At 61.9% G+C, this 13,572-nt stretch carries 11 protein-coding genes, 1 tRNA gene and 1 riboswitch; of the genes, 7 read left to right on the forward strand and 5 right to left on the reverse strand.

Annotated elements, in window-relative coordinates; translation table 11 throughout:
• Nucleotides 1-548 precede the first annotated feature (548 nt).
• The 3 genes from QZ292_RS07040 to rsmH are packed head-to-tail and all read right to left on the reverse strand — an operon-like array spanning nucleotide 549 to nucleotide 4,229.
• On the reverse strand, nucleotides 549-2,747 hold the full coding sequence (locus QZ292_RS07040; protein ID WP_294599820.1) for a penicillin-binding protein: 2,199 nt from the start codon (nucleotides 2,745-2,747) through the stop codon (nucleotides 549-551).
• 20 nt (nucleotides 2,748-2,767) lie between these two features.
• Complete coding sequence (locus QZ292_RS07045; protein ID WP_294599823.1) at nucleotides 2,768-3,271, reverse strand: FtsL-like putative cell division protein; 504 nt, start codon at nucleotides 3,269-3,271, stop codon at nucleotides 2,768-2,770.
• Between the two features lie 34 nt (nucleotides 3,272-3,305).
• The gene (gene rsmH / locus QZ292_RS07050) at nucleotides 3,306-4,229 is read right to left on the reverse strand and encodes a 16S rRNA (cytosine(1402)-N(4))-methyltransferase RsmH (RefSeq protein ID WP_294599852.1); all 924 of its coding nucleotides are present in this window, start codon (nucleotides 4,227-4,229) and stop codon (nucleotides 3,306-3,308) included.
• 170 nt (nucleotides 4,230-4,399) lie between these two features.
• Between rsmH and QZ292_RS07055 the strand changes: the two genes are divergently transcribed.
• From QZ292_RS07055 to bla, 5 genes are all read left to right on the forward strand, one after another.
• The gene (locus QZ292_RS07055) at nucleotides 4,400-4,558 is read left to right on the forward strand and encodes a hypothetical protein (protein WP_294599826.1); all 159 of its coding nucleotides are present in this window, start codon (nucleotides 4,400-4,402) and stop codon (nucleotides 4,556-4,558) included.
• 255 nt (nucleotides 4,559-4,813) lie between these two features.
• Nucleotides 4,814-6,283, forward strand: a complete 1,470-nt coding sequence (gene nhaD, locus QZ292_RS07060; RefSeq protein ID WP_294599829.1) for a sodium:proton antiporter NhaD — start codon at nucleotides 4,814-4,816, stop codon at nucleotides 6,281-6,283.
• 35 nt (nucleotides 6,284-6,318) lie between these two features.
• Nucleotides 6,319-6,520, forward strand: a riboswitch (cobalamin riboswitch).
• A 179-nt stretch (nucleotides 6,521-6,699) separates the two neighbouring features.
• Nucleotides 6,700-7,791 carry a DUF5074 domain-containing protein gene (locus QZ292_RS07065; RefSeq protein WP_294599833.1) on the forward strand — a complete coding sequence of 364 codons (1,092 nt, stop codon included), beginning with the start codon at nucleotides 6,700-6,702 and terminating at the stop codon, nucleotides 7,789-7,791.
• On the forward strand, nucleotides 7,788-9,860 hold the full coding sequence (locus tag QZ292_RS07070; protein WP_294599836.1) for a TonB-dependent receptor: 2,073 nt from the start codon (nucleotides 7,788-7,790) through the stop codon (nucleotides 9,858-9,860). The genes QZ292_RS07065 and QZ292_RS07070 overlap by 4 nt, the downstream gene beginning before the upstream one ends.
• Nucleotides 9,861-10,177: 317 nt before the next feature.
• Entirely contained in the window at nucleotides 10,178-11,065 is an 888-nt protein-coding gene (bla, locus tag QZ292_RS07075; protein ID WP_294599839.1) for a class A beta-lactamase, subclass A2, read from the forward strand.
• 72 nt (nucleotides 11,066-11,137) lie between these two features.
• On the opposite strand, the gene QZ292_RS07080 is transcribed toward bla, so the two are convergent.
• Nucleotides 11,138-11,211, reverse strand: a tRNA-Thr gene (locus QZ292_RS07080).
• A 160-nt stretch (nucleotides 11,212-11,371) separates the two neighbouring features.
• Here QZ292_RS07080 and obgE point away from each other — a divergent pair.
• Nucleotides 11,372-12,382, forward strand: coding sequence for a GTPase ObgE (gene obgE, locus QZ292_RS07085; protein WP_294599842.1), 1,011 nt, complete (start codon nucleotides 11,372-11,374; stop codon nucleotides 12,380-12,382).
• Here obgE and ftcD read toward each other — a convergent pair.
• The gene (gene ftcD / locus QZ292_RS07090; protein WP_294599845.1) at nucleotides 12,368-13,321 is read right to left on the reverse strand and encodes a glutamate formimidoyltransferase; all 954 of its coding nucleotides are present in this window, start codon (nucleotides 13,319-13,321) and stop codon (nucleotides 12,368-12,370) included. The genes obgE and ftcD overlap by 15 nt on opposite strands.
• Between ftcD and QZ292_RS07095 the strand changes: the two genes are divergently transcribed.
• On the forward strand, nucleotides 13,311-13,550 hold the full coding sequence (locus tag QZ292_RS07095) for a hypothetical protein (RefSeq protein WP_294599848.1): 240 nt from the start codon (nucleotides 13,311-13,313) through the stop codon (nucleotides 13,548-13,550). The genes ftcD and QZ292_RS07095 overlap by 11 nt on opposite strands.
• The last annotated feature ends 22 nt before the right edge of the window (nucleotides 13,551-13,572 follow it).

Here is a 13,572-nt window from a genome sequence, read left to right on the forward strand (position 1 = left end):
TCGCCCGCGGCAATTCTTGCCGGATTGGCTCACCGCCAATCGGCAGAATATGCCCATTTACGCGGGCGGGCGACTGTCGAGCTTCAACTGCCCTCAGGCCGGCCGGGCCCCACGTCCCGTGGACGGGGAAATGCTTGCGCATTTCCACTTTTCAACTCAGCCTAATTCTTCGTTCGCGCGCCGGGGCGATTCATTCTGTTTCGGTTTACCGCCGAAACAGTTGAATCACCCTCCTTAGGCGTGGCGCGCGGTGCCTTCCGGCACTCCGAAATAGGCAGCCTTTACCCTACGCACGCCATGGGAAATCCAGTCAAAACGTGCCAGCACATTTTGACGATTTCCCTTTTAAGGCGGCGGCGCGCGTCTGTCCTACGGGAGGGTACTGCCCTTACGCCGGGCGGGCGGTGCGTTGACCTGCGGTCTCCCTCGCGCTTGCGAGGCATCGTCGACAAGCCGACGTGCTCTCGCTTCACTACTCGGGTCCGGCACTCGGAATCGGCAGCCTCTACCCCCGTTCTTTATCCGCACGGGATTAATAACGCACGAGATTATTGGCGATCCAAGGTCAGGGTTATCTCCGAGCCGGATTCAATGGGAGTGCCGGAGGGCAAGGACTGGGAACGAACGGTGCCCATTCCGACGAATTTCGGTTTCAGACCGACGCTCTCGGCGCGTTCCAGGGCTTCGATCAGGGTCAGCCCCCGAAAGTCGGGAACGCCGGAGTCGGAAGTAGCTGAAACGGGGTGCGAAACAACGACCCGACCGCCGCTATCGATCGCGGCACGGCCTTCGTAGGGTAAACGGGGGGTGCCGGTCACGCGAAGCTCCCGCAAAAGGCTGTCCAAAGCGGAAGCAGAGCCGGACAGGGCGTTCAACATCGGGTCGAAGGTCTGGGGACGGGTCACGACGCGGTTGGTCACGTTGTAGTGCATCGAAAATACGCGGTCGGCGACGGTCTTGAACAGGGGGCCGGCCAGCGAACCGCCGTAGTAGGTCTTCTGGGAGTTCTCGGAGTGGTAGGTCTTCAGGGCGACGACGATCGAATACTTCGGACGGTCGGCGGGCAGGTAACCGGCGATGGAACCGAGGTAGTGGCGGCCGCCGCTGCGACTCACGTAGCCGTGGCGGCCGATGGCCACCTGGGCGGTACCGGTCTTGGCGGCGACACGGTATTTCGGGTTCAGAAGCAGACGGCCGGTGCCGTTGGTCACGGCGCCTTCCATGGCGCGCTGAACGTCGCGCAGGGTGCTCTTCGAGCAGATGGCGGGATTCAGGGTGTCGGTCGGAAAGCGCAGGACGGTCTTGTCGTATTGCCGGAGCTCGCGGACGAACATCGGTTTGACCATCACGCCGTCGTTCGCCACGGCGTTGAAGAGGGTCAGGGTGTGGATCGGGGCGAGACGCAGGGCGTAGCCGTAGGACATCATGGTCAGGGTGGTGCCGTCCCAGCCGTTCCGGATGGCGGGGTGCTTGATGAGGGGTTTGGCTTCGCCGGCGAGCTGGAGGTCGAGGGGTTTGTGGATGCCGATGCGGTTCAGGGCGTTGACGAATTTGGCGGGCTGGCTGCCGTAGGCGCGGTTCACAGCCTTGGCCATGCCGATGTTGGAGGATTTCTCGAAGACTTGCTGGAGGGTCAGGCGTCCGAAGCCGCCGATGTGGGAGTCGACGACGCGAACGGGGCCGATCTGTTCGACGCCGTTGCCGGTCTCGATGGGGGTGGAGAGGGACATGTGGGCGTCGTCGAGCAGGGCGATCAGGCCGGCCAGCTTGAAGGTGGAGCCGGGTTCCATGCTCATCCCGATGACGTAGTTGTAGTCTTCGACGAGGGTGCCGTCCGACCGCCGGGTGACGTTCGAGAGGGCTTTGATGTCGCCGGTCTGGACTTCCATGACGGCGACGCAGCCCCAGTCGGCTTCGACTTCGACGATCCATTCGCGGAGGGCGCTCTGAACCATGTCCTGCATCTCGATATTGAGGGTGCTGACGACGTCGTAGCCGTCGATGGGGTCGATGTTGCGGTCGCTGGCGATGGGGGTCCAGAAGTTGCCGGAGATCTTCTGTTTGAGCATCTGGCCGGGTTCGCCTTTGAGGTAGTTGTCGAAGCCGCCTTCGATGCCGAGTTTCACGCCCCACTGGTTGACGAAGCCGAGGGTGCGGCGGGCGAGTTCGCCGTGGGGGTTGACGCGGCGGTTGCTCTCGATGGCCATGAAGCCGCCGCGGTTGGCGCCGAGGCGGAAGAGGGGAAACTGGCGGATGGTCTGGAGTTCGAGGAAGTTGACTTTGCGGCGGGTGATCAGGTGGAAGCGTTTCCGGGCGGCTTGGGCTTCGACGAGCTCTTTGTGGTACTCTTCGGGGGTTTTGTCGCCGAAGAAGTCGGAGAGGCAGGTGCTGAGGGAGTCGACTTTGTCGAAGAAGCGTTTTTCGCTGAGGCCGCCGGCGGCCATGTCCATCCGGAGCTCGTAATAGGGGATGGAGATAGCGAGCAGGCGGCCGTCGTCGGAGTAGATGTTGCCTCGGGCGCCTTCGACGATTTCGGTGCGGTAGCTGTATTTATTGGAGAGGTCGCGGAGGGTGGAGCTGCCGGAGCCGATCTGGAGCCACACGATGCGGATCAGGACGGCGAGGCCGGTGAAGAGGAAGAGGATATAGAGCAGTTTGACCCGCCGCAGGATGGCCTCTTTGATGGGGCTGCGCTGGGGATTCCCGGAGGTTTCGGGCTCGGTGGTCTGGCGGACGGGGAGGGTCATGGGTAGAACAGGGCGGGTGGCTATTCGTCGATGGTGTGAGGAGAGGTGTGGTCGAGAAGAAGGGGGATCCGGTGCTCGCGCAGGAGGCGCTCGATCTCGCTCTGCCGGGTGAGGGTCATCCGTACGGCGGAGGAGGTCACGGCGCGGGTCTTGAGGTGTTTGAGCTCTTCGGTGATCCGATCCAGTTCGTTGTGTTTGTGCTGAATATGGAAGCCGTTGGCGATGTAGAGGAGCATCAGAAAGACGATATAGACGATCACGGGCAGTCGTCTGGTAAATTCGTCCCGGGAGAGGATGCTGCCGGTGAAAAATTGACCGAGGCGGAGGCCGGTGCGCTTCCGGGGCCGAGGACGGCTGTCGTCTCCAGCACGAACGGGGGTTTCGACGGGCTCTTCGGGGCTGTCTTCCTCTTCGGGGCTGGGCTCGCTGTCGGGTTCGCGCCAGTCGTCGGGCATGACGCCGCGGGCCGGACGGTAGTTCCGGTCGGAAAACTCGGGGGCAGTGTATCGGGAGGGACGTCTCATGGGTGATTCCAGGGTGTCTGGCTGGGAAACGGTTTCAGGCGCGGATTTGTTGTCCGGTTCGCTCGGCGACGCGCAGCTTGGCGCTCCGGGCACGGGGGTTGCGGTCGATTTCGGCGGCGGCGGGGAGGATCACTTTCCCGACGGGGGCGACGGGGGTGGAGCTCTGGCCGTAAAAGTCGCGCACGACGATGCCTTCGGGGGTGCCGCTCCGCATGAAGTTCTTGGTGAGGCGGTCTTCGAGGGAGTGGTAGGTGATGACGCTGAGCCGGCCGCCGGGCTTCAGGAGCCGGATGGCTTGGGAGAGCATCATCTCCAGGGCTTGCATCTCGCCGTTCACTTCGATGCGCAGGGCCTGGAAGAGCCGGGCGCGGAAGCGGGACTCGCTGCCGCGGGGGGTGACGCTCTCGGTGGCGCGCAGCAGGTCGCCGATCTCGGCGAAAGGCCCCGCTGTCTCGCGGTGCCGCACGATGGCGGTGGCGATGCGGTAGCATTTGTCGAGTTCGCCGTACCGCCCGAAGAGGGTGGCGAGCCGGTCGACGTCGCTGGTGTTGAGGAGGTCGGCGGCGGTGGGTGTCCCGCTGTGCCGGTTCATCCGCATGTCCAGGGGGCCGTCGAACCGAAAGGAGAAGCCGCGTTCGGGGGTGTCGAAGTGGTGGGAGGAGACGCCGAGGTCGGCGAGGATCCCGTCTACGTGTTCGAAACCGGCGGCACGCACGCAGCCGTGGAGAAAACGGAAGTTGTTATGAATCAACGTAATCCGTTTATCTTCGGGGGCGTTCTCCAAGGCGTCGCTGTCCTGGTCGAAAGCAATAAGGTGGCCGCGGCGGCCGAGGCGGCTCAGAATCTCGCGCGAGTGGCCGCCGCCGCCGAAGGTGACGTCGACGTACACGCCGTCGGGACGGACATCGAGTCGATCGACGCTCTCGCGGAGCAAAACGGGTTCGTGGTATGCGGACATGGCGTGGGTCTCCGAAGGTGCAGAGCTGTTCAAAATTACAAAGTTATGCTTTTTTGACGATGCGGGGGCTCTCTGTGCGAGATTTCTTCGGGACAGGGCCTGCGGGTTCCGAAAGGTTTGACGGAGTATTCGGCGGCCCCGCCCCGGGCTACCGCCTCGCAGGCTCGGGCGTGCTATACTTCGTTGGTAACAGCGGTTGCAACTGGTCTTCGACGGTCAGCACGACCAGCTTCTATGGCATATACTTGAATTTCCATTCGCAGGACCTCGACACCAGCAACTCGATCGACCGCGCCCGCGGTTTTCTGTTGCGTTGCCTCTCGGAATAAACGGGGCAGACACGGCTGCAGCGAAACTTCGTTTCGCTGCGGCTGTGTCGGCCCAAATCTTCGCACTATTCTCTGTTCGCGCGCCTCAGCTCCGCAGGACTTACTTAACGCGCGCAAGGGAGGAGCTCCACACCTACGGGTCGGCGGCGAGACTGTGCGTATTGGGACCTTTTTTCACCAATTTGTCGGAATTTTTGCCCGTTTCCTCGCCCGGCGTTTACTATTTTTGCCGAGGTGTTTAATTCTGACGATCTGATGGTGATTTTCTTAATTGTCGTATTCCTCTTCGGATACTTGTGCATCGCGCTGGAGCATCCGTTGAAAATCAATAAGGCGGCGACGGCTCTGATGACGGCGACGGCGACGTGGATGCTCTATATGCTGATCGCGCCGAAGGTGGTGCCGGGAACGGTGGGGTTCGAGTTCTTCCTCAGCGAAAATCCGACGATCGGACGGCTGCCTCTGCACGAGCAGGTGGTGAGATATGTACAGCAGGTGCAGATCATCGGAAGCGTGGGAGATATTGCCGAAATCCTCTTCTTTCTGATCGGGGCCATGACGATCGTGGAGCTGATCGATGTGCACGGAGGATTCAACATCATCACGAACCGGATCACGACGCGAAAAAAACGGAGGCTGCTCTGGATTGTCGGCACGATCACGTTCTTCATGTCGGCGACGCTCGATAACCTGACCACGACGATCGTCATGCTGGCGCTACTGAGGAAGCTCATCGCGAATTACAAGGAGAGGTGGTTGTTTGCCGGAATCATCGTCATCGCGGCAAACTGCGGGGGAGCGTGGTCGCCGATCGGGGATGTCACGACGATCATGCTGTGGGTGAGGGGGAATGTGACGACGGGAGGATTGGTGCCGTATCTATTCGTGCCGTGCGCGGTGGCGTTCGCGGTGCCGACGCTGATCGCCCAGCGGTGGATCGGAGGAGAGGTGACGCCGGCGGCGCCGAGAAGGTTGGCGGCGGTGCAGGTGAGGGGCGGAGAGGTGAACTATTTCACGCATGTGGACGGGGCGACGTCGATCTCGGAACGGGAGCGGTTGTCGATCTTCCTGCTGGGAGTGGGGTGCCTGCTGTTCGTGCCGTTCTTCAAGAGCATCACGCATCTGCCGCCGTTCATGGGGATTCTGGGGGCGTTGGGAATCATGTGGTTTTACACGGAGGTCATGTACAGGCACAAATCGGGGATGCCGGAGGGGGCGAAGAGAAGGATTCCGGATGTGCTGCGGAGGATCGACACGCCGACGATTCTCTTTTTCCTCGGGATTCTGCTGGCGGTCTCGGCGCTCCAGATGGCGGGGGTGCTGGCCGGGCTGTCGGAGTGGCTCGACGGGAGGATACACAATGTCTATCTGATCGACCTGCTGATCGGGGCGCTTTCGTCGGTGATCGACAATGTGCCGCTGGTGGCGGGGGCGATGGCGACCTATCCGATCGCCGACCCGGAGACGGTGGCGGCGATGGCGGCGGACGGGGCGTATCTGAGCTATTTCGTGCAGGACGGGGTGTTCTGGACGTTCCTGGCCTATTGCGCGGGGGTGGGAGGATCGATGCTGATCATCGGCTCGGCGGCGGGGGTCGTGGCGATGGGGATGGAGAGGATCAATTTCGGATGGTATCTGAAAAACATCTCGCTGATCGCGCTGATCGGATATCTGGCGGGGGCGGCGGTCTATGTACTCCAGCTGGTGCTGGCCGGCGTGTTGTGAGACGGGTTTGGTTTTGTGGGGAAAGCTGTTTACTTTTGTTTCTTGTCGTTGCGGGTAGCCGGATCGCAATCGGGCGGTGCGGCTGAAAAGGGAATCCGGTGGAAATCCGGAACAGTACCTGCTGCTGTGAGTCCGTGAATCGGTCTGTCGCACTCTTGGCCACTGGCGCATCTGTCGCCGGGAAGGCGCGGCGGACGGGGACGAGTCAGAAGACCTGCCGGAACGACGTTTTTCGGAGATTTGCACCTGCGGGTTTTCGGGTGGAGATCGGAGGAGCCGGACGGGGGAGTCGCTTTCCGGCCGGGCTCGGATCATACGAGGGGGACGGGATGTCCGCTCTGTTTTCTTCCGTTTTTCCAGACTGTTTTTCCGAAGTCTTCGCGGGTGCCGATCGCCGGCACGGTATCCAACCTGGAATGAAACGGACGATCGGATATATCATCGGTCTCGTGGCGGCGGCCTCTCTGACGGGCGGCTGCATGGAGTGGGACTATGGGCCGGAGGAGGAGGTCGCTCTGCCGGAGGGGGGGGTATTCATCCTCAACGAAGGAAATTTCCAGTACGGGAATGCCTCGCTGTCCTATTACGACCCGAACGCCCGGACGGCGAGCAACGAGCTCTTCTTCCGGGCGAACGGCATGAAGCTGGGCGATGTGGCGCAGTCGATGGTGGTCAGGAAGGGGGTGGGATGGATCGTGGTGAACAATTCGCATGTCGTTTTCGCGATCGATACGCGGACGTGTCGGGAGATCGGACGGATCACGGGGTTCACTTCGCCGCGGTATATCCACTTCCTGGGCGATGAAAAGGCGTATGTTTCGCAGCTGTGGGACAACCGCATCTTTATCGTGAATCCCCGGAAGTTCGAGATCACGGGATATATCGAGTGCCCGGGGATGACGATGGAGACGGGGTCGACGGAGCAGATGGTGCAGGACGGGAGGTATGTCTATGTCAATTGCTGGTCGTACCAGAACCGGATTCTGAAGATCGATACGGAGACGGACGAGGTGGTGGACGAGCTGGAGGTCGGGATTCAGCCGACGTCGCTGGTTCTGGACTGCCACCGCAAGTTGTGGACGATTACGGACGGGGGGACGGCGGGGAGTCCTTACGGGTATGAGGCACCGGCGCTCTGCCGGATCGATCCGGAAGGATTCCGAATCGAACGGAGGTTCGGGTTCCGGACGGGCGACAGGGGGTCGGAGGTGCAGTTGAACGGGACGAGGGATACGCTGTACTGGATCAACGGGGATGTGTGGCGAATGCCGGTGACGGCGGAAGGGCTGCCGGAGCGGCCGTTTCTGGAGGATGGGGGGACGATCTACTACGGGCTGACGGTCGATCCGGTGCGCAGCGATGTCTATATCGCGGATGCGATCGACTATCAGCAGCCGGGGATGATCTGCCGCTATTCGGCGGGCGGGGAGCTGATCGACCGGTTTTACGTAGGAATCACGCCGGGGGCTTTCGGCTGGGCGACGAACGGGAAAGGAGGGGGGCGATGAAAAGGTGGGCGATGGGGCTGGCGGCGCTGCTGATCGGCGGTGCAGCCGGAAGGGCCGGGGCGCAAAACGAACCGGACGGGGGGAAGGAGCGGCTGCTGAGGGCGGCGGAGGTGACGGTGACGGGACGGCGGCCGCTGAAGGAGATCGGGGTGCAGCGCACGAGGTTCGACAGTGCGGCGCTCAAGGGAAATATCGCGCTCTCGATGGCGGATGTGCTGACGTTCCATTCGTCGGTCTTCGTCAAAAGCTACGGGCGGGCGACGCTCTCGACGGTGGCGTTCCGGGGGACGTCGCCGTCGCATACGCAAGTGACGTGGAACGGGATGAGGATCAGCAATCCGATGCTGGGGATGACGGATTTCTCGATGATTCCCTCCTTTTTCATCGACGAGGCGGCGCTGCTGCACGGTACGGCGTCGGTCGACGAGGTCGGAGGGGGACTGGGGGGAGCGGTGAGGCTCGCTACGAAACCGGAAAAAACCGAGGGAGTCGGGCTGCAGTACATCCAGGGAATCGGGTCGTTCCGGACGTTCGATGAGTTCCTGCGGTTCACGTACGGGTCGAAGCGGTGGCAGGTCTCGACGCGGGTGGTCTGCGCGACGTCGCCGAACGACTACAAGTACCGGAACCGGGACAAAAAGGAGAATATCTATGACGAGGAGATGAATATCGTGGGGCAGTACTACCCGACGGAGCGGAACCGGAGCGGGGCGTATCGCGACATACATGTGCTGCAGGAGGCGTACTACACGGCGGGGAACGGAGACCGGGTGGGGCTGAATGCGTGGTACCTGAATTCGAACCGGGAGCTGCCGATGCTCACGACGGAGTACGGCGACGAGACGGAGTTCGAGAACCGGCAGCGGGAGCAGACGTTCCGGGGGGTGGCGTCGTGGGAGCGGATGCGGGAGGGATGGCGGGTCGCGGCACGGGGGGGATATATTCACACGTGGATGGCGTACGACTACGAGCGGGATCTGGGAAACGGGTCGATGGCGGCGATGACGCGCGCACGGAGCCGGATCAATACGCTCTACGGGGAGGCGAAGGGAGAATATTATCTCGGGAAAAAGTGGCTGTTCTCGCTCGACCTGGCGGCGTATCAGCACTGGGTGGAGAGCGAGGACAAGAATATCATCACGCTGGAGGGGGGCCGGGCGGTGGTGGGATACGACCGGGCGAGAATCGAGTTATCGGGGGTGGGGGCGGTCAAGTGGAGGCCGGTGGAACGGGTCGGGATGGGGGTGACGCTGCGGGGAGAGATGTGCGGAAGGGAGTGGGCGCCGCCGATTCCGGCGCTCTTCGTGGAGGGGGTGGTGTCGGAACGGGGAGGGGTGACGGCGAAGGCGTCGGTGTCGAGGAATTTCAGGTTCCCGACGCTCAACGACCTCTATTTCATGCCGGGAGGAAACCCGGAGCTGCGAAAGGAGAAGGGGTGGACGTACGATGCGGGGCTGTCGTTCGGGGTCGGAAGAGACGACGGCTGGAGGTTCGGGGGGTCGGCGACGTGGTTCGATTCGAGGATCGAGGACTGGATCATCTGGCTGCCGACGGTCAAGGGGTTCTTCTCGCCGAGAAACATCCGCCGGGTGCATGCCTACGGGGTGGAGGCGGAGGCGGAGCTGAAGGGTTGGCTGGCGAAGGGATGGAGGCTGGAACTGAACGGGTCGTTCTCGTGGACGCCGTCGATCAACCAGGGGGAGCCGATGTCGCCGGCGGACAGGTCGGTCGGAAAACAGCTCCCATACGTGCCGGAGTTCGCGGCGAATGCGACGGGAAGGCTGGACTGGAGGGGATGGTCGCTGGCTTACCAGTGGTGCTGGTACAGCGAACGGTTCACGATGTCGAGCAACGATGTGACGCTCACGGGAAGGCTGCCGGACTATTTCATGAACAATGTCTCGATCGGAAAGACGCTCTCGTTCAGATGGGCGGAGATCGCGCTCAAGGGGACGATCAAAAACCTATTCGACGAGGAGTATCTCTCGGTGCTGGCGCGGCCGATGCCGGGTATCAATTTCGAGGTCTTCATCGGTATCAAACCCAGATGGGGCAAAAAAACAAACTAATCTATTTGCTCTGCTTCGTTCATTGTGCAGGAGGGTACTGTTCTCTTTGTGAACAAAGAGAACCAGAAAAACTTTAGAGGATGCTTCGCATCCTAAAGCTGCCGGCGGCCCAGCTCTCGGATGCTTCTTTGGGCCGGGAGCAACGGCGCGCATAGGGTTTAGCTCTCATTAAGCGCGCCGTTGCCCCGACCCAAAAGATTCTCGAAGGCTGAGGACTGCGGAGCCTAAGGAGTAGCGTAGCTAACTAAAAGTTTTTGGTGCCGCTTTTTTCAAAAAGCGGCAGTTCCGTCCGGCTCAAAAAACAAAACACAGAAGATATGAAACGGATATGGTTATTTTTCACCGCCGTGGTGCTCGGAGGAACGGCGACAGGCGCGGAACTGGAAGAGGTGCTGAAAAACGCGATTGCAGGCAAACAGGCTCGGGTCGGGATTGCGGTCGTGGTCGACGGGAAAGACACGGTGGCGATCAACGATGACGGAGGGTATCCGATGATGAGCGTCTTCAAGCTGCACCAGGCGGTGGCGGTGGCTCACTACCTCGACCGGAAAGGGATGACGCTCGCGACGCGGATTCCGATCAGGCGCGAGGCGCTGCTGCCCGACACATACAGCCCGTTGCGGGATCGCTTCCCGGAGGGGGGAATCGAGCTGTCGGTGGGCGAGCTGCTGACCTATACGCTGCAACTGAGCGACAACAATGCGTGCGACATCCTGTTCGACCGGGCGGGAGGGCCGACGGAGACGGATCGGTATATCCGGTCGCTGGGCATCGGGGATTTCGCCATCGGGGCGACGGAAAAGGAGATGCACGACGATCCGGAGATGTGCTACCGGAATCGGACGTCGCCGCTGGCGGCGGTGCGGCTGGTGGAGCTGGTGGCGACGGGGCGAATCCTGCCGGAAGAGAACGGGGAGTTTATCCGCCGGACGATGATCGGGTGCGGAACGGGCGGGAACCGGCTGGCGAAGCCGTTGGCGGGGACTGGGGCGGTGATCGGTCACAAAACGGGGACGAGCGATCGGAATGCGAAAGGAGAATGGATCGGAATAAACGATGTGGGGTTCGTGGAGCTGCCGGACGGGCGGAAGTATTCGATCGCGGTGTTTGTCCGAGATTCGCAGGAGTCGGCGGAGGAGACGGAGCGGATCATTGCCGAGGTGTCGGAGGCGGTGTACCGCTATGTGGCACGGAAAGAGCGATAAGAGGCCGGCTGAAGAGAAAAAACTCGGGCGCTTTTCCCTAATGGGAAAAGCGCCCGAGTCGTCAAAACGCGGAGCCGATGGAGGGATTCGAACCCCCGACCAGCTGATTACAAATCAGCTGCTCTGGCCAACTGAGCTACATCGGCAGGTGATAAATCGGGAGCAAAGATAGGGAAGTTTTCCGACTCAGGCAAGGGGCGCGCCGGAAGATTCGCGGCGAATCGCCGAAAAAGTGTATTTTTGCTTGCGGCTATGGCACGGCGATTGTCGTGTCGTACGTTCATCAAGAAAACATCTTTTGCAGTTATGGCTTCCTCTAATTTCGTCGATTATGTCAAGATTTACGCGCGCTCGGGCAACGGAGGGCCGGGTTCGAGCCACTTCCGACGCGAGAAGTTCATCGAGTTCGGCGGGCCGGACGGAGGGGACGGAGGACGCGGCGGACATGTCATTCTGCGCGGAAACAGCCAGTACTGGACGCTGATCCACCTCAAATACCAACGCCACCAGATGGCGGAGAACGGAGAGGGAGGACATGGGGCGAAGAGTCACGGACGGAACGGTCGGGATATCGTGCTCGATGTGCCGCTGGGGACGGTGGCGAAGGATGCGGAGACGGGAGAGGTGGTGGCCGAAGTGACGGAGGAGGGACAGGAGGTGATTCTGGTCCGAGGGGGACGCGGGGGGCTGGGAAACTGGCACTTCCGGACGGCAACGAATCAGGCGCCGCGGTATGCGCAGCCGGGAGAGCCGATGCAGGAGGGGTGGTTCATCCTGGAGCTGAAGGTGTTGGCGGATGTGGGGCTGGTGGGGTTTCCGAATGCGGGGAAATCGACGCTGCTGTCGGTGGTCTCGGCGGCGAAGCCGAAAATCGCGGATTATGCGTTCACGACGCTGGAGCCGAATCTGGGGATTGTGGAGGTGAGGGACGGCCATTCGTTCGTGATGGCGGATATCCCGGGAATCATCGAAGGGGCGCACGAGGGAAAGGGGATCGGGACGCGGTTCCTGCGCCATATCGAACGCAATTCGGTGCTGCTGTTCATGGTGCCGGCGGATGCGAAGGATATTGTGGGGGAGTACGGGATTCTGCTGGAGGAGTTGAGGCTGTACAACCCGGAGATGCTGGACAAACGGCGGCTGCTGGCGGTCACGAAGTGCGATATGCTGGACGAGGAGCTGACGGAGGGGCTCCGGGCGGAAATAGAGGGGGCGGAGGCGTTGCGGGGGGTGCCGTATCTCTTTATCTCGTCGGTGGCGGGGCTGCATATCCGGGAACTGAAGGATCTGCTCTGGGAGACGTTAGTGCGGGAGTAGGCGCTCGATGATCTTCCGGTCGGGGTCGAAAGGACGGCCGAAGGGGCGGAGGCTGTCGAGGCCCAGACGTTCCGTGTCGACGTCGGCCAGCACCCATTCGGGCAGCAGGCCGATCACTTCGGTGCCGATCACTGCGGCGCGGTGCCGGCGGGCGGCGGCGGAGACGGCATCATAGGCGGCGCTCAATCCGGTGGCGTGCATGTCGGTCAGGTTGGTGGAGACTTGGGCCATGCCGTACTCTTCGATCCACCACCCGATGGCTTTCACGCCGGGTAGCGACCAGGGGCCGCGGGTGGCTGCCCGGACCTCGCGGGCGATGGCTTTGGCGGCGGCGACATCTTTCGCCGGTGCGCCGGAGGGGGCGAGGTTGAAATTGACGGCTCCCAGAAAATCCCGAGCGCCGATGACGCTGGCACCGGTGCGTGCCACGGCGTCGCTCCACTCCTGTGGACCGTAATCGGGTTTCCACAAGGGGTCGGACATCTTTTCTCTCAATCCTTCGTACTGACCACGGCGGCAGGCTTCGAGTCCTTTGCGCTCGGGCGAGGATGCAGCGGCTTCGTAGCAGTAGACGGGGATTCCGAGCTCCTGCCCTACCCTTTCGGCAAGTTGCCGGGCGAGACGGGCGACGGTCTCCAGATCGATCCCACACACGGGTACCAGGGGCAGCACGTCGGTGGCGCCGATACGCGGATGCTCGCCGTGCTGGTTCCGCATATCGATCCGCTCGGCGGCGGTGCGCACGGCGCGGAAAGCGGCCTCGACCACAACCTCAGGAGCTCCGGCGAAGGTCACGACGGTGCGGTTGGCGGCGGCGCCGCTGTCGACGTGCAGCACATGGGCGCCGGGCACACTCCCGGCGGACTGGACGATGGTTTGGATGATCTGCGGGTCGCGCCCTTCGCTGAAGTTGGGCACGCATTCGAGTATGGGGGACATATTTCTTATCTTAACTGATATTGCTTTTTCTGTCGGCTTCGACCCCGCCCCGGGCTTCCGCACCCTCAGTACAGGCGCGCTGAGCAACGTCGGCAACAACGGTTACAGCTGGTCGTCCACGGTCAGCGGTACTAACGGTTTGTTCTTGTACTTCGACACACCGGGTCTCTACACAGGTTACTCGGGCACCCGCACTTACGGTTTTCAGTTGCGTTGCCTCTCGGAATAAACGGTGCGTGTCGCACTCACAA

It is taken from the genome of uncultured Rikenella sp. (assembly GCF_910577125.1).
GTDB lineage: Bacteria > Bacteroidota > Bacteroidia > Bacteroidales > Rikenellaceae > Rikenella.